General features: G+C 66.7%; 19 protein-coding genes. 3 read left to right on the forward strand and 16 right to left on the reverse strand.

The annotated features are described in order from the left end of the window. Nucleotides 1-476: 476 nt before the first annotated feature. From QTI20_RS19925 to ppsA, 8 genes are all read right to left on the reverse strand, one after another. Entirely contained in the window at nt 477-2,459 is a 1,983-nt protein-coding gene (locus QTI20_RS19925; protein WP_286556501.1) for a UvrD-helicase domain-containing protein, read from the reverse strand. A 2-nt stretch (nt 2,460-2,461) separates the two neighbouring features. Continuing rightward, nucleotides 2,462-3,871 (reverse strand): replicative DNA helicase, encoded by a 1,410-nt coding sequence (gene dnaB / locus QTI20_RS19930; protein ID WP_183026192.1) that lies wholly within the window; start codon nt 3,869-3,871, stop codon nt 2,462-2,464. Nucleotides 3,872-4,049: 178 nt separating this feature from the next. Beyond that, a complete protein-coding gene (gene rplI / locus QTI20_RS19935) occupies nt 4,050-4,502 on the reverse strand; it encodes a 50S ribosomal protein L9 (RefSeq protein ID WP_219210011.1) in 453 nt (150 codons plus the stop codon). Between the two features lie 11 nt (nt 4,503-4,513). Next, nucleotides 4,514-4,795, reverse strand: a complete 282-nt coding sequence (gene rpsR / locus QTI20_RS19940) for a 30S ribosomal protein S18 (protein ID WP_007830781.1) — start codon at nt 4,793-4,795, stop codon at nt 4,514-4,516. Nucleotides 4,796-4,816: 21 nt separating this feature from the next. Next, a complete protein-coding gene (gene priB, locus QTI20_RS19945; protein ID WP_286556497.1) occupies nt 4,817-5,122 on the reverse strand; it encodes a primosomal replication protein N in 306 nt (101 codons plus the stop codon). A gap of 4 nt (nt 5,123-5,126) precedes the next feature. Next, nucleotides 5,127-5,501 (reverse strand): 30S ribosomal protein S6, encoded by a 375-nt coding sequence (gene rpsF, locus QTI20_RS19950; RefSeq protein WP_183026194.1) that lies wholly within the window; start codon nt 5,499-5,501, stop codon nt 5,127-5,129. Between the two features lie 103 nt (nt 5,502-5,604). Next, entirely contained in the window at nt 5,605-6,087 is a 483-nt protein-coding gene (locus tag QTI20_RS19955; protein WP_286556495.1) for a hypothetical protein, read from the reverse strand. Nucleotides 6,088-6,245: 158 nt separating this feature from the next. Then, nucleotides 6,246-8,639, reverse strand: coding sequence for a phosphoenolpyruvate synthase (ppsA, locus tag QTI20_RS19960; RefSeq protein ID WP_286556494.1), 2,394 nt, complete (start codon nt 8,637-8,639; stop codon nt 6,246-6,248). 202 nt (nt 8,640-8,841) lie between these two features. On the opposite strand from ppsA, the gene ppsR reads away from it, so the two are divergent. Next, nucleotides 8,842-9,663: a posphoenolpyruvate synthetase regulatory kinase/phosphorylase PpsR gene (gene ppsR / locus QTI20_RS19965; protein WP_183026197.1), complete on the forward strand. Its 822-nt coding sequence runs from the start codon at nt 8,842-8,844 to the stop codon at nt 9,661-9,663. A gap of 4 nt (nt 9,664-9,667) precedes the next feature. On the opposite strand, the gene QTI20_RS19970 is transcribed toward ppsR, so the two are convergent. The 8 genes from QTI20_RS19970 to ahpC form a co-directional block, all read right to left on the reverse strand. Beyond that, entirely contained in the window at nt 9,668-10,447 is a 780-nt protein-coding gene (locus QTI20_RS19970; protein WP_286556492.1) for a heme ABC transporter ATP-binding protein, read from the reverse strand. Further along, nucleotides 10,444-11,481, reverse strand: coding sequence for a FecCD family ABC transporter permease (locus QTI20_RS19975; protein WP_286556490.1), 1,038 nt, complete (start codon nt 11,479-11,481; stop codon nt 10,444-10,446). Before QTI20_RS19975 ends, QTI20_RS19970 begins: the two co-directional genes overlap by 4 nt. After that, nucleotides 11,478-12,350 carry a heme/hemin ABC transporter substrate-binding protein gene (locus QTI20_RS19980; RefSeq protein WP_286556489.1) on the reverse strand — a complete coding sequence of 291 codons (873 nt, stop codon included), beginning with the start codon at nt 12,348-12,350 and terminating at the stop codon, nt 11,478-11,480. Before QTI20_RS19980 ends, QTI20_RS19975 begins: the two co-directional genes overlap by 4 nt. A 7-nt stretch (nt 12,351-12,357) precedes the next feature. After that, nucleotides 12,358-12,735 (reverse strand): VOC family protein, encoded by a 378-nt coding sequence (locus QTI20_RS19985; protein WP_286556487.1) that lies wholly within the window; start codon nt 12,733-12,735, stop codon nt 12,358-12,360. Further along, complete coding sequence (locus tag QTI20_RS19990; protein ID WP_286556485.1) at nt 12,732-13,802, reverse strand: hemin-degrading factor; 1,071 nt, start codon at nt 13,800-13,802, stop codon at nt 12,732-12,734. Before QTI20_RS19990 ends, QTI20_RS19985 begins: the two co-directional genes overlap by 4 nt. A 30-nt stretch (nt 13,803-13,832) precedes the next feature. Then, nucleotides 13,833-16,076, reverse strand: coding sequence for a TonB-dependent hemoglobin/transferrin/lactoferrin family receptor (locus QTI20_RS19995; RefSeq protein ID WP_286556484.1), 2,244 nt, complete (start codon nt 16,074-16,076; stop codon nt 13,833-13,835). A gap of 143 nt (nt 16,077-16,219) precedes the next feature. Next, nucleotides 16,220-17,806, reverse strand: coding sequence for an alkyl hydroperoxide reductase subunit F (ahpF, locus tag QTI20_RS20000; RefSeq protein WP_286556483.1), 1,587 nt, complete (start codon nt 17,804-17,806; stop codon nt 16,220-16,222). 91 nt (nt 17,807-17,897) lie between these two features. Next, entirely contained in the window at nt 17,898-18,461 is a 564-nt protein-coding gene (ahpC, locus tag QTI20_RS20005) for an alkyl hydroperoxide reductase subunit C (RefSeq protein ID WP_183026203.1), read from the reverse strand. A 261-nt stretch (nt 18,462-18,722) separates the two neighbouring features. Here ahpC and bfr point away from each other — a divergent pair, with 261 nt between their 5' ends. Together bfr and QTI20_RS20015 are read left to right on the forward strand one after the other, a co-directional pair. Then, nucleotides 18,723-19,199, forward strand: a complete 477-nt coding sequence (gene bfr / locus QTI20_RS20010) for a bacterioferritin (protein WP_183026204.1) — start codon at nt 18,723-18,725, stop codon at nt 19,197-19,199. A gap of 206 nt (nt 19,200-19,405) precedes the next feature. Continuing rightward, the gene (locus tag QTI20_RS20015) at nt 19,406-20,053 is read left to right on the forward strand and encodes a PepSY-associated TM helix domain-containing protein (protein ID WP_286556482.1); all 648 of its coding nucleotides are present in this window, start codon (nt 19,406-19,408) and stop codon (nt 20,051-20,053) included. Nucleotides 20,054-20,074 lie beyond the last annotated feature (21 nt).

The raw sequence follows: 20,074 nt of genomic DNA on the forward strand, positions 1-20,074 counted from the left end.
ATCAGACATCTACCGTCTTCTGCTTGCGTTCGCTGCGATCAGCGAAGCCTTGTAGTCTATCACGGTTTTTACAGAACCGTCAAACTTTTTTCGCTTTCTTTTTCTTCACCGCCTTGCTTCACTCGACTCTCGTCTTCCTGAAGCTCAACCGCGATTCGTTTTCAGCGCAGCCTTCGATTATGACTCGGTTTTGGTGACTTCGTCAAACCTTTCGGCTTTTTTCTTTGCTCATCAGAGTGAAGCCTTCCGACTCCACCCCGATCTGCTTTCGTACGTGACGTCTGCTGAGCGAAGCCCACGAGTATATGCCAAAGCGGAAGGATTTCGAAGCACTCAGGCAGAAAGTTGAAGAATCTGCACCGTTGCGGAGGCATGGCTCACTTCGAGGGGCGCGCGGATCGGGCGCCGCACGTTCCTGTGAGCTTTTCGCAGGGACGCACACCCAGGATGTGACCGTGCGACCTGGGCATGCGTTCTCAACGCAGGCGCGCGACAAAGCCGCTGGGCTGCGCGCGATGCGCATAGAGGCTCAGCGAGTTGCGCGCGCGGGTCATGCCCACATAGAAGAGGTTCTCCTCCTCCAGCGGCGTGCCCCGGTCACCGGGGAACTCGCCCTGCTTCAGGTAAGGCAAGGCCACATGCTCGAACTCCAGTCCCTTGACCGAGGCCACATCGGCCAGCAGCACCCCCGCCGAGGCATTGCGCAGCGTGCGCTGCTTGATCTCGGCATCGTTGAGGCTTTGGAAGAAGTCGGCCGGCGTGGCGAAGCGCTGGGCCGAATGCGCGAGGCCGCGCAGGTTGCCCTGCACTTCCGCGCGCCGCGCCTCCTGCACGAAGGCACCGGCCGCGAGCAGGTCCATGCGCAAGGCCGTCACCACGCGTTCGAGCAGTTGCGGGCCCGAGGCCGTCTGGGCGATCTGCACCGCGGCGCGCAGGCGCTGCGCCACCACGGGCGTGACACCCTTGAGCACCTGGTTCTCGAAGAAGAGCTTGAGGATCAGCGGGTTGTCCGTGACATAGCGGATCGCATCCTCGAGCAGCTCGCGCTGCGTGCGGTTCTCCTGCCCCGTCGAACTGATGCGCACGTCGCAGAAGAACACGAAGGCCTCGACCACGCGCCGCCGCGTCTGCGGATCGTCGATGCTGGTGAAGCGGTCGGCCGCCACGGCCAGCAGGCCGCGCACCAGCAGGATCTCGGGGCGCATCAGGTAGCTGTCGAAGCCGCGCGTCGTATAGGCGATGTCGGCCGCGAGCAGGGCGTTCTCCAGCTCGACCGACTGGTCCGGATGCCGCAGCAGCACCGCGAACGCAGGTTGCCGCTTGCGCCCCAGCTTGGCCTGCCGGATCTCCTCGACCAGCAGGTTTTCGCAGCTCTGCGCGCCGTCGTCGTCGTAGACCTGGGTCCGCACGGTGGTCGCGTGCGCGCTGGCCGATGCGCACTTCTTCTGCTTGAAGCGCGACACCGCCCGGGCCAGCGACGCGTCGTAGCGGAAGCTGGCCGTGAGCGCATAGCGCCGGATGCGGCGCGCGTTGGTGCGCTCGATCTCGTCGCCCAGGAAGCGTGCGTCCGCACCCGCCGCCGAATAGATGACCTGGTCCACGTCGCCCACGCCGCAGAAGAAGCGGTGCGTGCCCAGCAGCTTCGACAGGATCAGGTGCATCGCCTGGTTCATGTCGTGCATCTCGTCGACCATCACCATCTTCACGCGCTGCGGCCAGGCCGCGAGCGACTCGGGCAGTTCGCCCTCGAGGATGGCGCGGGCCAGGTCGTAGGTGGCGTCGAAGGGGCCGCGGAACACCGGATGGTCCGGGTGGCCGCCGCGCCGGATCCGCTCGTAGGCCTTGAAGATCTTGAGCAGCGTGTAGTCGCAGCCCAGCGAGGCGGCGAAGGCCGGGTCGGTCGCGCCCTCGTGCTCGCCCAGGTCCAGCAGCATGCGGCCCTTGAGGTTCAGGTCGACCTGCAGGAAGGCCTCGACGGTGGCGTTGTCGCCCATCGAGGGAATCACCAGCTCGCTGCGCCAGCGCTCCGATTCGTTGCCGGCGACGGTCTCGATGGCTTCCCACACCGCGCCCTTGAGCGCCTCGGCGTCGGGCCTGACCGGGACCAGCGCGCCGTCGAGTTCACGCAGCACCGAGCGCGAAAAGGATTCGAAGGTCTCGATGCCGAACTGCCGCACCACCGCCGCCGGCACGCCGATGCGGCCCAGCGCCAGGGTGAGCGCCTCGCGCGCCTCGTCGGTGTAGGTCAGCGCGAGGCAGTCCCGGGGCTGGACGCCGCGGGTCCACGATTCGGCCATGCGCAGCGCCAGCGTGGTGGTCTTGGCCGCGCCCGCATTGGCCTCGATGATGATCGTGTTCTCGGGCGCGATCTGGATCGCTGCCTGTTCCGCGGTGGGCACGATGCCCCGGACCACGAACTGGGCCGGTTGCGGCAGACGGGCCGGCGCCGTCGACGGCACGCTCAAAAGTCGCCGCCGCCGCCACCCATGGCCAGACTCTCGAACTTGGTGATCGACTTGAGGAAGGCCAGCTTGACCGTGCCCGTCGGGCCGTTCCGCTGCTTGCTGATGATCACCTCGGCCACGCCGGGCTCCTTGCTGTTCTTGTCGTAGTAGTCGTCGCGGTAGATGAACATGATCACGTCCGCGTCCTGCTCGATGGCGCCCGATTCGCGCAGGTCGCTCATCATGGGGCGCTTGTCGGTGCGCGATTCCACGCCGCGGCTGAGCTGCGACAGCGCGATCACCGGGCACTTCAGTTCCTTGGCCAGCATCTTCAGGCCGCGCGAGATTTCGCCCACGGCCGTCGCGCGGTTCTCGTCGTTCATCGAGGTCGACACGCTCATCAGCTGCAGGTAGTCGACCACGATCAGGCCCAGCTGCCCGCAGGTGCGCGCGAGCCGGCGCGAGTTCGCGCGCAGTTCGCTGGTGGTCAGGCCCGGCGTCTCGTCGATGTGCAGCGAGATGGTGCGCAGCTTCTCGATCGCTTCGGTCAGGCGCGGCCATTCCTCGTCGGTGAGCTTGCCGGTGCGCAGGTGGGTCTGGTCGATGCGGCCGATCGAGCCGACGATCCGCACCGCGAGCTGCGAGGCACCCATTTCCATCGAGAAGATGGCCACGGGCAGGCCTTCGTTGAGCGCCACGTTCTCGGCGATGTTGATGGCCAGCGCGGTCTTGCCCATCGAGGGGCGCGCGGCCAGCACGATCATGTCGCCGGCCTGGAAGCCCGAGGTCATGCGGTCGAGGTCGATGAAGCCGGTCGGCACGCCCGTGATGTCGGCCGGGTTGTCGGCCATCTCGGTCACGCGGTCGAGCAGCTCCAGCACCAGGGTGTCCATGCCCTGGAAGCCCTGCTTCGAGCGCGAGCCCTCTTCGCCGATGTTGAAGATCTTCTGCTCGGCCTCGTCGAGCAGCTTGTCGACCGCCTTGCCCTGCGGGTTGAAGGCCTCGGTCGAGATCTCGTCGGCGGCCGTCACCAGCTTGCGCAGGATCGAGCGCTCGCGCACGATCTCGGCATAGCGGCGGATGTTGCTTGCGCTCGGCACGTACTGCGCGAGCGAGTTGAGGTACAGCAGCCCGCCCACTTCGCCGGCCTTGCCGAGGTTCTCCAGGTGCTCGAACACGGTGATCACGTCGGCCGGCTTGGAGCCGTTGATCAGCGTGCCGATGGCGCCGTAGATCAGCTTGTGTTCGTAGCGGTAGAAGTCGGCGTCGACCAGCAGGTCGCCCATCCGGTCCCAGGCGCCGTTGTCGAGCAGCAGCCCGCCCAGTACGCTGGATTCGGCCTCGATGGAATGCGGTGGGATGCGTAGCTTCGCGACTTCGCGATCGCCCGACGAGTCATTGTCGGCATAGGAGAAAACGGCGGACATGGGCTTTCCTTGCAATCACCGATGCTACGGCGCGCGGCAGGGCTGCGCACGGGACAACACTGTGGATAAGGTGTGATCTTCCGGTGCAGCGACGAGGACAACCCGCGGCAGGGTCATCCGGAAAAACAAAAGCCGCCCGAAGGCGGCTTCTGCGACGCGCACGAAGCGCGAGCGACGATCAGGCGGTTTCGCCGTAGACCGACACGGTGATGTCGACCACCACGTCGGTGTGCAGCGCGACGCTGACGGTGCTGTCGCCGACGACCTTGATCTGGCCGTTGGGCATGCGCACTTGCGACTTCACGACCTTGTAGCCGAGCTTGTTCAGCTCTTCGGAGATGTCACCGTTGGTGACCGAACCGAACAGACGACCGTCGACGCCGGCCTTCTGCGTGATCTTGACTGCCGTGCCGGCGAGCTTCTCGCCTTGGGCTTGCGAATCGGCCAGCTTGGCGGCCGCAGCCTTTTCGAGCTCGACGCGCTTGGCTTCGAATTCGGCCTTGTTGGCTTCCGTGGCGCGGCGGGCGCGGCCCGACGGGATCAGGAAGTTGCGTGCGTAGCCGTCCTTGACCTTGACGATATCGCCCAGGGCGCCGACGTTGACGACCTTGTCCAGAAGAATGATCTGCATGTGTATTCCCCTTAGACGCGGTGCTGGTCGCTGTACGGGACCATGGCCAGGAAGCGCGCGCGCTTGATGGCGGTGTTGAGCTGACGCTGGTAGATCGCGCGCGTGCCGGTCAGGCGTGCGGGGATGATCTTGCCGTTTTCGCTGATGAAGTCACGCAGCGTGTCGATGTCCTTGTAGTCGATCTCTTCGACGCCAGCGACCGTGAAGCGGCAGAAACGCTTGCGCTTGAACAGCAGCGACTGGGTGTTGCGCTTGGGGCGCTTGTCTTTGTTGAATTTCTTGAACGTGGCCATTTCGGGACCTCTCTTCGAAAATTAATCTTGCTGAAAATCCTGGATGTGGAGCACCGGGTGCTTGGCCGAGCCGGGTGTCGCCAGAAAGCCCCTGAATCGCCAGAGACTTCCCAGCGCCTGCGTCGCGAACCGTTCGGCCACTGCGCCGAAGGCGACGGCCTTGAGGACCGCCTTGACCTGCCGGGGCCTTCCGACCTCTTGCACCGTCGACTCGTGTTCGAGCTTCAGGTCCAGGGCGGGCAGGCCCGCGGGGGTGAACCGCAGGGTACCGAGTTCGACGACGCGGGCCGTCAGCAGGAGCTGATTGACCGCGGCAGCCGGAGACACATCATCAGTTGTTGTTGGCAGCGTATTCGGCCTGCTGAGCCTTGCGGGCTTCTTCGCGTTCGACCGTCTTCATCATCGACGAAGGACCGGTGTCGGCCTTCTTCTTCTGGACGGTCAGGTGACGCAGCACGGCGTCGTTGAACTTGAACGCGTGTTCCAGCTCGGCCATCACGGCCTGTTCAGCCTCGATGTTGACGCACAGGTAGTGCGCCTTGTTGAGCTTGTTGATCTGGTACGCCAGCTGGCGACGGCCCCAGTCTTCGACGCGGTGGATCTTCCCGCCGCCGGTCGTGATCAGGCCCTTGTAGCGCTCCAGCATGGCCGGAACTTGCTCGCTCTGATCCGGATGGATCAGCAAAATGATTTCGTAATGACGCATGGCACTCCTTGTGGATCTTCCGTAGAAGGGTTAAAGCCACCCGCAGCGTCGGCGCAGTGTGGCAAGGCAAAGCCGGCGATTATAGCAACATGGCCGTGAAAGCCTAGGAATCGACGCCGAGGCCCAGCGCGCGGTCCAGCATTTCGGCCTTGTCCGGGCCGACGGCGGCCCGGATCTTTGGCGCCAGCGCCAGCAGTTCCTCATAGGAAGCCGTGCCCTCCACCGCCAGGTTGAGGCGGAAGCCGCGCAGGCCGAGCGCGCCGGTCAGTTGGGTGGCGACCGGGTAGGCGTCCTGGTAGCGCTGCTGGGGCGAGCGCGCAGCGTCGACGGGCGCGACGGGCGCCGGCGCCACTGCTGCAGCTGCTGCATCGCGGGGCGCCGCCACCGCCGCGCCCGGCTGGCCCAGCAGGCCCAGTTCGACCATCTGCTCGATGTCCTCGCGCGCGATACCCATGCCCGCGCCCAGCACGTCGTCGACCGAGCGCTGGCCGTCGAAAAGAATGAAGGCGGAACGCTGCCGCGGTGTCAGGCGGATCGAACGGTCCTTGAAGACCCGTTGGCCCGCTTCTGTCTTGAGAAGAATCATGGTGCCTTCCAAGCGTGTTGTCTCGAACAGCCAGTTTGACAGCAAAAAGTCTATTTGCTTCAAATTGCATCCGATGCAACAGGGTCGCGCCATTGCACGCGCGCGCCTGGAAGGACTCGCCATGGCGCGGGACCGGCCCGCGCCACGGTGCAGGCAACTCAGCGCTTGGCGAGCTGCTGCCAGGTGTCGATCACGCTGTCGGGGTTCAGCGAGATCGATTCGATGCCCTCGTTGGCCAGCCACAGCGCGAAGTCCGGGTGGTCGCTGGGGCCCTGGCCGCAGATGCCGACGTACTTGCCCTGCGCCTTGCAGGCCTTGATGGCGCGGCTCAGCATGGCCTTGACGGCCGGGTCGCGTTCGTCGAAGTCGGCCGCCAGCAGCTCCAGGCCGGAATCGCGGTCCAGGCCCAGCGTGAGCTGGGTCAGGTCGTTCGAGCCGATCGAGAAGCCGTCGAAGTACTGCAGGAACTCGTCGGCCAGGATGGCGTTGCTCGGCACCTCGCACATCATGATGATCTTGAGCTCGTTCTCGCCGCGCTTGAGGCCTTCGGCCGCCAGCAGGTCGGTCACGCGCTCGGCCTGCTTCAGGGTGCGCACGAAGGGCACCATGATCTGCACGTTGGTCAGGCCCATCTCGTTGCGCACGCGCTTGAGCGCCTCGCATTCCATCAGGAAGGCCTCGCGGAACTCGTCGCTGACGTAGCGCGCCGCGCCGCGGAAGCCCAGCATCGGGTTCTCTTCTTCCGGCTCGTAGCGGCTGCCGCCGATCAGCTTGCGGTACTCGTTGGACTTGAAGTCCGACAGGCGCACGATCACCGGCTTGGGCCAGAAGGCCGCGCCGATGGTGGCGATGCCTTCTGCCACCTTGTCGACGTAGAAGGCCCGCGGCGAGGCGTGGCCGCGCGCCACCGACTCGACCGCCTTCTTCAGGTCGGTGTCGACGTTCGGGTAGTCGAGGATCGCCTTCGGGTGCACGCCGATGTTGTTGTTGATGATGAACTCGAGCCGGGCCAGGCCCACGCCGTGGTTGGGCAGCTGCGCGAAGTCGAAGGCCAGCTGGGGGTTGCCCACGTTCATCATGATCTTCAGGTCGACCGGCGGCATCTCGCCGCGCTGGACCTCGGTCACCTCGGTCTCGAGCAGGCCGTCGTAGATGAAGCCGGTGTCGCCCTCGGCGCAGCTGACGGTGACCAGCGTGCCTTCCTTGAGCAGGTCGGTCGCGTCGCCGCAGCCCACCACGGCCGGAATGCCGAGTTCACGCGCGATGATGGCCGCATGGCAGGTGCGCCCGCCGCGGTTGGTCACGATGGCGGCGGCACGCTTCATCACCGGTTCCCAGTTGGGGTCGGTCATGTCGGTGACCAGCACGTCGCCGGCCTGCACCTTGTCCATCTCGCTGATGTTGTGCACCAGGCGCACCGGGCCGGTGCCGATCTTCTGGCCGATGGCACGGCCTTCGGCCAGCACCGCGCCGCGGCCCAGCAGCTTGTAGCGCTGCTCGGGCTTGCCCTGCTGCTGGCTCTTCACCGTTTCGGGACGCGCCTGCAGGATGTAGAGGTGGCCGTCGGTGCCGTCCTTGCCCCACTCGATGTCCATCGGGCGGCCGTAATGCTCCTCGATCACCAGCGCGTACTTGGCCAGCTGCTCGACGTCGGCGTCGCTCAGCGAATAGCGGTTGCGCTGCTCGGCCTTGACGTCGGTGGTCTTGACCAGCTTGCCGCTGGCCTTCTTCTCTTCCGGCGTGGCGAACTCCATCTGGATCAGCTTGGAGCCCAGGTTGCGGCGGATCACCGCGCGCTTGCCGGCCTTGAGGGTCGGCTTGTGCACGTAGAACTCGTCGGGGTTGACGGCGCCCTGCACCACCGTCTCGCCCAGGCCGTAGCTGGAGGTGATGAAGACCACGTCCTCGAAGCCCGACTCGGTGTCGATGGTGAACATCACGCCGGCCGCACCCAGGTCGGAGCGCACCATGCGCTGCACGCCGGCCGACAGCGCGACCACGTCGTGCGCGAAGCCCTTGTGCACCCGGTAGCTGATCGCACGGTCGTTGTAGAGCGAAGCGAACACTTCCTTCATCTTGTGCAGCACGTCGTCGATGCCGACCACGTTGAGGAAGGTCTCCTGCTGGCCCGCGAACGAAGCGTCGGGCAGGTCTTCGGCGGTGGCCGAGGAACGCACGGCGAACGAGGCGGCCGGGTTGCCCGCGCTCAGCGTGGCGAAGGCGTCGCCGATGGCTTTCTGCAGGTCGGCCGGGAAGGGCTGGGCCTCGACCATGGCGCGGATCTCGGCGCCGGCCACGGCCAGCGCGCGCACGTCCTCGGTGTCGAGCGCGGCCAGGCGCTTGCTGATCTTGTCGGCCAGGCCGTCGTGGGCCAGGAATTCGCGGAACGCATGGGCCGTGGTCGCGAAGCCCGTGGGCACGCGCACGCCTTGCGGCAGCTGGGAAATCATCTCGCCGAGACTGGCGTTTTTACCGCCGACCGACTCGACGTCGGTCATTCTCAGGTTTTCAAACGGAACGACCAAGGCGGTCGCGTCGAAAAGTGCAGACATGGGAAAGCTCCAGAAGTTGAAACCGGTGCCGCATGCGGACGGCGCTGCACGATCGTTGTCGTTGCTTTGGGTGCGGGCGCGGTGGACATGGGATGTAGATAGGGTGTCGAGAAAGTGACGTCCGGCCGGACGAAATCTCGATAATGGGCCGGATTGTAGGCGCGACCTCGCCGGTCGTGCAGAAGGACAAAACCGCCTCATCATGACCACACGCTCTGTCTTCTTCGTCTCCGATGGCACCGGCATCACCGCAGAAACCTTCGGCAACGCCGTGTTGGCGCAGTTCGAAATCAAGCCCAGGCACATCCGGCTGCCCTTCACCGACACGGTCGACAAGGCCCACCAGGCGGTGCGGCAGATCAACCACACGGCCGAAATCGAGGGTCAGCGCCCCATCGTCTTCACCACGCTGGCCAACATGGACGTGCTGGGCGTGATCGAAACCGGCTGCAAGGGCATGCTGCTCGACATGTTCGGCACCTTCGTGCGGCCGCTGGAGATCGAGCTGGCGATGAAGTCCAACCACCGGATCGGCCGCTTCAGCGACGTCAGCAAGAGCAAGGAATACACCGCGCGCATCGCGGCCATCGACTTCAGCCTGGCGCACGACGACGGCCAGAGCAACCGCGACCTGCAGGGCGCCGACGTGATCCTGGTGGGCGTGAGCCGCAGCGGCAAGACGCCGACCTCGCTCTACCTGGCGATGCAGCACGGCCTCAAGGCCGCCAACTACCCGCTGATCCCCGAGGATTTCGACCGCCGCCAGCTGCCGCCCGCGCTGATTCCGCATCGCAAGAAGATCTTCGGCCTCACGATCCAGCCCGAGCGCCTGAGCGAGATCCGCAACGAGCGCCGGCCGAACTCGCGCTATGCCAGCCTCGAGAACTGCCGCCACGAGGTCAGCGAGGCCGAGGCCATGATGCGGCGCGCGGGCATCCGCTGGCTCAGCACCACGACCAAGTCGATCGAGGAGATCGCCACGACGATCCTCCAGGAGCTGCAGCCGCAGCGGCTCACGTACTGAGCGTTCAGCCGAACAGGAACTGCGCCGTGCCGTCGGCGCTGGTCACCGGCTGGCAGGGCATGCGCCACACCCTTTCGATCAGCGCGGGCTGCAGCACCTCGGCGGCCGGCCCCTGGTGCACGCCGCCGGCGCCGTCCAGCACCAGCACGTCGTCGGCATAGCGGCGCGCCAGGTTCAGGTCGTGCAGCACGGCCACCACGCCGACGCCTTCGGCCGCCCGCGTCCGCAGCAGTTGCATGGCGGCGTGCTGGTGGGCCAGGTCGAGCGCGGCCGTGGGCTCGTCGAGCAGCAGCCAGCGCACCGCGCCATCGGGCCGCGGCGACCAGAGCTGGGCTAGCGCGCGCGCCAGGTGCACCCTCGCCTTCTCGCCACCCGACAAGGTGTTGAGCACCCGCGGCGCCAGCGCCGTCACATCGGTCAGCGCCATCGCGGCGGGCACGATCGCGTCCTCGTCCGCGCTCGGTGCGCGCCGGTGCGGATAGCGGCCCAGCGCCACGATGTCGACCGCGCTGAAATCGAAGGCCACCGCGCTCTCCTGCGGCATCACCGCGCGGCGCAGCGCCAGCGCGGCCGGGCCGTGCGCCGAGAGTGGGCGCTCATCCAGCAGCACCCGGCCCCGGGTGGGCGCGCGCTGGCCGCTCAGCAGCGACAGCAGCGTCGACTTGCCCGCGCCGTTGGGGCCGAGGATCGCGGCCACGCGGCCCGGCAGGAAGCGGGCGCTCGCGGGCGGCAGCAGCGTCTTGCCGCCGACGGCGACCGACACCTCGATGCAGGCCAGCGTCACAGCCGCCCCCGGAAACGCCGCAGCATCAGCAGGAACATCGGCACGCCGATCGCGGCCGTGAGCACGCCCAGCGGCAGCTCGGTGGGCGCCATGGCGGTGCGCGCCACCGTGTCGGCGGCCAGCACCAGCACCGCGCCCAGCAGGGCCGAGGCCGGCAGCACGATGCGGTGGTCGGGCCCGGCGATCAGCCGCACCCAGTGCGGCGCGATCAGGCCGACGAAGCCAATGATGCCGGTGGTGGCGGTCACGGCGCCGACCGCGAAGGCCGTGACCCAGATCGCGCGCCGCTTGATGCGCTCGACGTCGACGCCCAGCATCGCCGCCTGCGCCTCGCCCAGCGCGATGGCATTGAGCGGCCGCGCGAGCGTCATGCCCGCCGCGAGGGCGACCAGCACCACGGCCCCCACCAGCAGCACCGCGCTCCAGCGCGCGCCGCCCAGGCTGCCCAGCAGCCAGAACTGCAGGCTGCGCAGCTGCTCGTCGCTGGCCATCACGCTCAGGAAGCCCAGGCCGGCGCCGGCCAGCGCATTGATCGCGATGCCCGCGAGCAGCATCAGCGCCATGCGCGTGCCGCCCTCGCTCTGCGACAGGCTGTAGATCAGCAGCGTGACCGCGAAACCGCCGCCGAAGGCCGTGGCCACCAGCGTCCAGCTGCCCAGGCTGCGCGGCAGGTGCGGAAAGAAGGAGGCACCGAGCACGATGGTCACGCCCGCCGCCAGCGCGGCGCCGCTGCTGATGCCGATCAGGCCCGGGTCGGCCAGCGGATTGCGGAACAGCCCCTGCATCAGCGTGCCCGCCATGCCCAGGCCGGCACCGGCCACCAGGCCCAGGATCAACCGGGGCAGCCGGATGTTGACGAAGACCAGGTGCTCCGGCGAGGGCTGTTCGGTCCCCTGCCAGATGTCGCGCAGCACCCCGATCAGCTGCGCGCCGCTGATCGCATAGGCGCCCGAGGACGCGGCCACGACCAGCATCAGCGCGAGCAGCGCCGCGCCGGTGCCCAGCACCGTGCGCTCGGACCAGCGCGTGGTCATGCTTTGAGCAACTGCGTGTGCAACTCGCCGATGGCGCCCGGCAGCCGCGGCCCGAAGCCCAGAAGCAGCACCGCATCGTGCGCGATCAGTGCACGCTTCCTGAAGGCCGGCGTCAATGCCAGCTCCGGCCGTTGCCAGAACTTGTCGATGCCGCCGTGCGCCTCGAGGCTCTGGGTGGTGGTCAGGATCACGTCGGGCGCGGCGCTGGCCATGGCCTCGGCCGTCATCGGGCGGTAGCCCTGGAAGCCAGCGAGGCAGTTCACGCCGCCCGCGAAGCCGATCACCGCGTTCGCGGCGGTCTTCTCGCCCGACACCTGCGGGCTCGCGCTGTGCGAGAGCACGAAGAGCACGCGCGGCTTGCGCCCCGAGGCCGCGGCCACGCGCTGCTGCACCTGGGCCCACTCGGCGTCGAGCCTGGCCTGCAGTTCGCGGGCCTGCGCCTCGCGCGCGGCGGCGCGGCCCACGGCCTGCACCTTGCGCTGCACTTCGGCCCAGCTGTGGTCGGCCTCGACCAGTTCGAGCTTCACGCCGGCACCGCGCAACTGGTCGAGCACCACGGTCGGGCCGGACTCGGTGGTGGCGATCACCGCATCGGGCTTGAGCGACAGCAGGCCCTCGGCCGAAAGCTGGCGCATGTAGCCGACCTTGGGCGTCTTCAGTGCCGCCGCCGGGTAGATGCTGGTGGTGTCGGTGCCCACGAGCTGGGCTTCGGCGCCCAGCACATAGACCACTTCGGTGATCGCGCCGCTGATCGTGACCAGGCGCGGGGCCTTGGCCTGCGCCAGCGCGGGCAGCGCGAGCGCGCCGGCCGATGCCAGGGCCAGCCGCAGCGCCTCGCGCCGCGAATCGGAGAAGGACGGGATGTTCATGCGGTGCTCAGGCCTTGCGCGGGATGTTCTGCGCGATGCGCCAGCACACGCCGGCAGGATCGGTCAGCGTGAAGTCAATCATGGCCCAGGGCTGCTCGACCGGTGGCGTGATCCGCAGGTCGTAGCGCTCGACCACGCCGCTGGCCTGCACCTGCGCCCACCAGGCGTGCACGTCTTCCACCAGCAGGTGCATCGAGAGGTTCTCGGCCAGCGCCTGCACATAGAAGTCGCACAGCAGGAAGCTCGTGGAGCCGTGGTGGAAGTACGAGACGCCGCCGCCGTCCGAAGCCATCGTGAAGCCGAGGTCCCGGTAGAAGGCCTGCGACAGCGCGTAGTCCTTCGCGGGCACGAAGGCCTTGATCTCGACCGTCTTGAGGTTGCTCATGCCACCGCCTCCGCGCGCGCCAGCTTGCGCACCACCGCGCGCCAGTCTTCGCGCTCGGCGGCGCCGGGCTTGCGCGCGCCGAAGAACATGGCCATCAGCTGGCCGTCGCGGTCGAAGGCCTCGACCGAGGTCACGATGCCGTCGCTGGTCGGCTTCTCGACGATCCACACGGCCTCGATCAGGTCCTCGCGCAGGTGCAGGTTGAAGCCCGGGTCGAGCACGTTGAGCCACTGCATGCCGCGCATCTCCATCGGCTCGATGCGCACCACCGGACCGGTGTGGATCTGGATGCAGCCGGCGTTCGAGACGAACACCATGATCGGCACGCCCTCGAAGGCCGCCTCGTGCAGCAGCGCGCGGATCGCGGAGGTCGCCGCGCGTTGGGTGAAGCGCCCTTGCGTGAGCCGGAAGCTCTGCTGGCGCTCGACCTCGAAGGTGTTCAGCAGGCCGAAGAACTGGTGCGTGTCCTGCATCGCGGCCCAGGCCGCGCGCAGGCCTTCGGCATCGATCTGCGCATCGGGCCGCGGCGGCGCCTTGGGCGTGGGCGGCGTGAAGATCGGCGCCAGCGCCAGGTCGGTGTGCGCATCGATCACCGACTGCAGCGCCGCGCGGTCGGTCGCGTCGCGCGCGAAGATCTTGTGCACCGCCAGGCCGTGCGGATCGTAGAACTGCAGGCTCAGCGAGGGCGGCTGGTCGGCGTTGGCCGCGGCCTCGCTGACCGCGAAGCCCGCATGCCACTGGCTGAAGAACAGGCGCAGGTCGATGTCCTCGCCCAGCGCCAGCGCGACATGGCCGGAGCCCGAGAGCTTCTGGTAGATGCCGGTCTTCTCGTGCACCGTCGACGGGTTGCGCGTCAGCGCCAGCAGCGGGCCGCAGCGCTCCAGCGATTGCAGCAGCGCGAGCCAGGGCCCGCGCAGGGGCGTGGCGCGCAGCGCCTGCGCATGCTCGCCCGCGTGGGCGGCGATGGCCTCGCCTTCGCTGATCGACAGCGCCTCGGCCGCGTCCTTGTGGCGGCGGCCCTGTGCACGCAGCGCGGCGAACTGCGCACGGATCTCATGAACGTTCATCGTGTTCTTCTTTCTTCAGTCAGGCATGAATCAGAAATCGGCCACCAGCGACACGTTGAAGCTGCGGCCGGGCTGGGTGTAGGCGTCGCGGATGTTCGAGTTCGACGCCACACCGCGCACGTCGCTCCACATCCAGTACTTCTTGTCCGTCAGGTTGACCACCGACGCGTTCAAGCGCAAGTCCTTGCGGATGCGCCACTGCGCGCTCAGGTCCAGCGTGGTGGCCGAGGGCGTGACGAACTGCGTGGCGGCCGGGTTGCGCGTCGCCGCGACGATCTCGCTGTGGTCGACGTCGGCGCTCTTCTTGGCCGAATGGTGGACCGCATCGAGGCGCAGGCTCCACACCGGCGCCTGGTACTTGAGGCCGACGTAGAGCTTCTGCGGATCGACCGAGTTGAGCGGCGTGTTGGTCGTGCGGTCGCGCCCGCGCGTCTGGCCGTAGGCGAAGGGCAGCGAGAAGCCGTTACCGGAAGCGGTCCAGTCGACCTCGCCCTTGACCTCGAAACCGCTGATGCGCGCGCGCCCGATGTTCACCGACTGGTAGATCAGCGGATCGATGCGCGGAATGCCGCGGCCGCCGACCAGCCGGTCGTTCTCGATCAGGTCCCGGTAGTTGCCGGTGAAGGCGGCCACGTCGAAGTTCACGATGCCGGTGCGGCCGCGCAGGCCCAGCTCGAAGTTCTGGCTCTTCTCGGGCTTGAGGTTCGGGTTCGGGATGGTCTTGTAGCCCGAGGTGATGTTCTCGAAGAAGTTGTTGATCTGGAAGGCGTTGGGTGCCTTGAAGCCCGCGGCGTAGTTTCCGTAGACGCTCCACTGCGGCGCGGCGCGGAACAGCACGCCCAGCTTGGGCGACACGGCCGAATCCGACAGCGAGGCCGCGGTGGCGTTGAAGCCGGCCTGGTCGGCATCGATGGAGAAATGGTCGACGCGCACGCCCGGCGTGATGCTCCAGCGGTCGTGGATGAACTCGTCCTGCACATAGAAGGCGCTGGTGCGTTCCTTGGTGTCGGGGAAGCGCTTGAGCGGATAGCTCTCGCCGGCCGGCGGCACCAGGCCGGTCTGCAGGTTCTCGATCTTGGCCAGCGTGTAGTCGAAGCCGTAGGTGATGCGCTGCGCCCAGTCGCTGCCCATGCGGATCGTCTTGTCGGCCTGCAGGCCCAGCTGCAGCGTGTTCTCGTCGTAGGTGACGTCGCGGGTGCGGTCGGGGGAGGTGAAGCGGTCCTCGAAGATGAACTCTCGCGAGTTGGCCTTCTGGTAGCTCACCACGGCCTGCAGGTTGTCGGCCAGCGCCGAGTCCACGCGCAGGCGGCCGTCGTAGCTGAGGCGGTTGCGTTCCTGGTCGGTCTTGGCGTTCAGGCCGATAACCGAGGCCGCGGCATAGGGCGGCTTGGCGATGCCTGAGAGCAGGTCGTAGCGCGAAGTCTTCTCGACATGCTCGAAGGTGAAGCTGTGGCGCTGGTCGGCGTTGGGCGTGAGGATCACCTTGCCCAGCAGCGAATTGCCGCGGCTGCGCTCGGGGTTGGGCGTGGTGCGGTCGATGTTGGCCGCGTCGTTGTCGCCCATGTTGTCCAGTGCGTGCGCGCGGTTGAGGTTCGCCGACAGCAGCCACTGCACGGTGTCGCTGGGCTTGCCAGCCAGCGTGAGGCCGGTGTGCCAGCCCTTGTCGTCGCCGCTGTAGCCCACGCTCGCGCTGCCGCCGAAGGTCTTGCCCTCCTGCAGGAAGGAGGCCGGCTCGCGCGTGATGAAGTTGACCAGGCCCGCGAGGCCGTCGGAACCGTAGAGCGCCGACGCCGGGCCCTTGATGATCTCGATGCGCTCGACCAGGCCGATGTCGAAGTAGTCGCGGCCGAAGGCGTTGGCGCTGAAGACGTAGCTGCGCGGCGAGCGGATGCCGTCGGTCAGCAGCAGCACGCGGTTGCCGTCGAGCCCGCGGATGTTGAAGCCCGCATTGCCGTCGCGGCCGGTGTTGCCCGAGGCCAGGCCGAAGCGCGCCGGCGCCCGCTTGACCGACACGTTGGGCAGCTCGCGCACCGCGTCGCGGATGTCGTGGATCTGCTGCGCCTCGATCGCCTCGCGGTCGATCACCTCGACGCTGGCGGCCAGGTCGTCCTTCTTCTGTTCGGTGCGGGAGCCGCTCACCACGACCTCGCCCAGCGCGGCCGTGCGCAGGCCCGCGGCCTGCTGCGCCGAGGCCGGCGATGCCATGCCGAAGCCGATGGCGATCAGCGAGCAGAGGACGGAAAGACGATGGGGGGAAGGAAGGGAGGAGGCCAAAACGAAGGTCCAGGGAACAGTGGTTGAAACTGCTCGCTGGACCTGTGCGCGCACCTCGTGCGGCTCGTCTGGCTGGCGGTGGCCGGGCGGGATGCCCGGAGCGCCGAATTATATGAGAATAATTCTCATCTGAAGAAAAGACCTCAGGCGACAGCCAGGGCTTCCTCGGCCTTCTCCGCCGGTGCCGGCGTGCGGATCAGGTGGTCGAAGGCGCTCAGTGCAGCCTTCGCGCCGTCGCCGGCCGCGATGATGATCTGCTTGAACGGCACGGTCGTGGCATCGCCCGCGGCGAACACGCCCGGCACCGAGGTCTGGCCCCGCGCGTCGACCACGATCTCGCCGTGCTTCGACAGCTCGACCGTGCCCTTGAGCCAGTCGGTGTTGGGCACCAGGCCGATCTGGATGAACACGCCTTCGAGCGCCACGGTGCGCAGTTCGCCGCTCGCACGGTCCTTGTAGACCAGGCCGTTGACCGTCTGGTCGCCGGTGATCTCGGTGGTCTGCGCGTGGGTGAACACCTCCACGTTCTTCAGGCTGCGCAGCTTGCGCTGCAGCACCTCGTCGGCGCGCAACTGCTTGTCGAACTCGATCAGCGTGACATGGCCCACGATGCCGGCCAGGTCGATCGCGGCCTCTACACCCGAGTTGCCGCCGCCGATCACCGCCACGCGCTTGCCCTTGAACAGCGGGCCGTCGCAATGCGGGCAGTAGGCCACGCCCTTGTTCTTGAACTCGTGCTCGCCCGGCACGTTGATGTTGCGCCAGCGCGCGCCGGTCGAGAGGATCACGGTGCGGCTCCTGAGCGAGGCACCGCTCTCGAGCTTGATCTCGACGTAGTCGTCGCCCGGCACCAGCGCCGCGGCGCGCTGCAGGTTCATGATGTCGACCTCGTAGGCTCGGACATGCTCCTCGAGCGCCACCGCGAACTTCGGGCCGACCGTTTCCTTGACCGAGATGAAGTTCTCGATGCCCATGGTGTCGAGCACCTGGCCGCCGAAGCGCTCCGAGGCCACGCCGGTGCGGATGCCCTTGCGTGCGGCATACACGGCCGCGGCGGCGCCGGCCGGGCCACCACCCACGATCAGCACGTCGAACGGGGCCTTGGCATCGATCTTCTTCGCTTCGCGTTCGACGCCGCTGGTGTCGATCTTGGCGAGGATTTCCTCGAGGCTCATGCGGCCCTGGCCGAACTCGGTGCCGTTCAGGAACACCGTGGGCACGGCCATGATCTGGCGTTCCGCGACTTCGTCGGGGAAGGTGCCGCCTTCGATCATGGTGGTGCGGATGCGCGGGTTCTGCACCGCCATCAGGTTCAGCGCCTGGACCACGTCGGGGCAGTTGTGGCAGGTCAGCGAGACGTAGATCTCGAATTCGAAATCGCCGTCGAGCGCCTTGATCTGGTCGAGCACTTCCTGCTCGACCTTCGGGGGATAGCCGCCGATCTGGAGCAAGGCCAGGATCAGCGAGGTGAATTCATGGCCCATCGGCAGGCCGGCGAAGCGCGGGCCATGGTTTTCGCTCGGGCGGTTGACCGAGAACGAGGGCTTGCGGTGGTTGTCGTCGCGGCTTTCGCTGAGCTTGACCAGCGGCGACGATTCGGCGACGTCCTTCAGCAGCGACAGCAACTCGCCCGAGGCCTTGCTGTCGTCGAGCGAGGCGACGATCTCGATCGGCTGGGTGGCGCGTTCGAGGTAACTCTTCAATTGGGCTTTGGTGTTTGCGTCGAGCATGGAGGACTCACTTTCGATATCTTAAAACTATCAACTGGGGCCAAAAAGGCCCGGGGCCTCGTGAGCGCCCGGGCTTTTCCGCGCGGGGCGCTTAGATCTTGCCGACGAGGTCGAAGGACGGCGCGATGGTCTTGTCGCCTTCATTCCACTTGGCCGGGCAGACTTCGTTCGGGTGGGCGGCGGTGTACACGGCGGCCTTGAGCTTGCGCAGCGTTTCCTTCACGTCGCGGGCGATTTCGTTCGAGTGCACTTCGGCGGTCTTGATGATGCCGTCGGGGTTGATCACGAAGGTGCCGCGCAGTGCCAGGCCTTCTTCGGGGATGTGCACGCCGAAGGCGTTGGTCAGCGTGTGGGTCGGGTCGCCCACCAGCGGGAACTTGGCCTTGCCGACGGCCGGCGAGGTGTCGTGCCAGACCTTGTGCGAGAAGTGCGTGTCGGTGGTCACGATGTAGACCTCGGCACCCAGCTTCTGGAATTCGGGGTAGTTGTCGGCTGCGTCTTCGACTTCGGTCGGGCAGTTGAAGGTGAAGGCCGCGGGCATGAAGATCAGGACCGACCACTTGCCCTTGAGCGTCTCGTCGGACACGTCGATGAACTTGCCGTTGAGGTAGGCCTGGGTCTTGAAGGGTTGGACTGCGGTATTGATCAGGGACATGGTGATTCCTTGGAGACTGCGGGTGGACAAAATTTTGTGCGAGCCATGAGTATAGCTACCAATTAAGACAAATTCATAGCATTGAACTATCGACTGCATCGGCGGCCCCTATGAAAAACAAAGGCCGGCCGCGGCCCGCGACCGACCGAATACGAACGCCTATCACCCTCGTACGCATGCAGACCGGCAGCGCATGGGATTGCTTGCGCGGGCCCCGCGAGGACCGGGACAATCCCCTCTTTCAGAACAAGGAAAACGATCATGAAGGGCGACCCACAAGTCATAGAACATCTGCAGGCGCAGCTCAAGAACGAGCTGACCGCGATCAACCAGTACTTCCTGCACTACCGGATGCTCAAGCACTGGGGCCTGGACAAGCTGGCCAAGAAGGAATACGAAGAGTCGATCGGCGAGATGAAGCACGCCGACTGGCTCATGGACCGCATCTTCATGCTCGACGGCCTGCCCAACCTGCAGGACCTGGCCAAGCTGAACGTGGGTGAAGACGTGCCCGAACTGCTGGCCTGCGACCTCAAGGCCGAGTACGGCGCCCAGGCGACCATCAAGGCCGGCATCGCCCACTGCGAAACGGTGCGCGACTACGTCTCGCGCGACCTGCTGCAGAAGATCCTCGACGACACCGAAGAGCACATCGACTTCCTGGAAACCCAGATCGACCTGGTCGACCGCGTCGGCCTGCAGAACTACCTGCAGTCGCAGATGGGCGAGATCCAGTAAGCGGCCCGCCGCGCTTCGCCTTGCACAACGGGACTTCGGTCCCGTTTTTTCATGGGCGTGCCGGCCCTTTACGCAACTTCACACGCTATGGAATCCGGAGCATCGCCCCTCGGGCGCGCGGAGGATGCGGGCGCTTTTCTCCATCGGGCCACAAGGCCAAGAATGACATTCATTCTCATTTGAAGGGCTAGAATCCAGCCCTTCCAATGAAGACCGCCTCCGCTCCCGACAACCGCCGACGTGCCTACTGGCTCAAGACCCTGCACGAATGGCACTGGGTGAGTTCGGCGCTGTGCCTGATCGGGATGATCCTGTTCGCGGTCACCGGCTTCACGCTCAACCACGCCTCGCAGATCGAGTCCAAGCCCAGGATCACCACGCTGCGCGCGAGCGTCGATGCCGCCCAGCGCGAGCGGCTCGCGCAGCAGGCCGGCGAGATCGTGAAGACCCGCAAGGGCCGGGCTGAACTGCCCACCGAACTGCAGGCCTGGGCGAAGAAGAACTGGCAGCTCGACACGCCCGGCGAGGCCGAGTGGTCGGAAGCGGAGATCTACCTCTCGCTGCCCCGCCCCGGCGGCGACGCCTGGATGCGGCTCAACCTGGACGACGGCGAGGTCGAGTACGAGCGCACCGACCGCGGCTGGATCTCCTACCTCAACGACCTGCACAAGGGCCGCCACACCGGCGTGGCCTGGAGCTGGTTCATCGACGTCTTCGCCGGCGCCGCGCTGGTGTTCTCGATCACCGGCCTCTTCATCCTCAAGATGCACGCCGGCAACCGGCCCTTCACCTGGCCGATGGTCGGCATGGGCCTGGTCATCCCGGTGCTGCTGGCACTGCTGTTCATCCACTAGATCGTTCCTTCGACAGAAAGG

The organism is Variovorax sp. J2P1-31 (assembly GCF_030317215.1).
Classification (GTDB): Bacteria; Pseudomonadota; Gammaproteobacteria; order Burkholderiales; family Burkholderiaceae_C; genus Variovorax.

Coding starts and splice junctions, on each gene's coding strand:
- dnaB (WP_183026192.1), bottom strand. CDS start 3,871: ATGTCCGCCGTTTTCTCCTATGCCGACAATGACTCGTCGGGCGATCGC.
- rplI (WP_219210011.1), bottom strand. CDS start 4,502: ATGCAGATCATTCTTCTGGACAAGGTCGTCAACGTCGGCGCCCTGGGC.
- rpsR (WP_007830781.1), bottom strand. CDS start 4,795: ATGGCCACGTTCAAGAAATTCAACAAAGACAAGCGCCCCAAGCGCAAC.
- rpsF (WP_183026194.1), bottom strand. CDS start 5,501: ATGCGTCATTACGAAATCATTTTGCTGATCCATCCGGATCAGAGCGAG.
- QTI20_RS19955 (WP_286556495.1), bottom strand. CDS start 6,087: ATGATTCTTCTCAAGACAGAAGCGGGCCAACGGGTCTTCAAGGACCGT.
- ppsA (WP_286556494.1), bottom strand. CDS start 8,639: ATGTCTGCACTTTTCGACGCGACCGCCTTGGTCGTTCCGTTTGAAAAC.
- ppsR (WP_183026197.1), top strand. CDS start 8,842: ATGACCACACGCTCTGTCTTCTTCGTCTCCGATGGCACCGGCATCACC.
- QTI20_RS19975 (WP_286556490.1), bottom strand. CDS start 11,481: ATGACCACGCGCTGGTCCGAGCGCACGGTGCTGGGCACCGGCGCGGCG.
- QTI20_RS19980 (WP_286556489.1), bottom strand. CDS start 12,350: ATGAACATCCCGTCCTTCTCCGATTCGCGGCGCGAGGCGCTGCGGCTG.
- QTI20_RS19985 (WP_286556487.1), bottom strand. CDS start 12,735: ATGAGCAACCTCAAGACGGTCGAGATCAAGGCCTTCGTGCCCGCGAAG.
- QTI20_RS19990 (WP_286556485.1), bottom strand. CDS start 13,802: ATGAACGTTCATGAGATCCGTGCGCAGTTCGCCGCGCTGCGTGCACAG.
- ahpF (WP_286556483.1), bottom strand. CDS start 17,806: ATGCTCGACGCAAACACCAAAGCCCAATTGAAGAGTTACCTCGAACGC.
- ahpC (WP_183026203.1), bottom strand. CDS start 18,461: ATGTCCCTGATCAATACCGCAGTCCAACCCTTCAAGACCCAGGCCTAC.
- bfr (WP_183026204.1), top strand. CDS start 18,723: ATGAAGGGCGACCCACAAGTCATAGAACATCTGCAGGCGCAGCTCAAG.
- QTI20_RS20015 (WP_286556482.1), top strand. CDS start 19,406: ATGAAGACCGCCTCCGCTCCCGACAACCGCCGACGTGCCTACTGGCTC.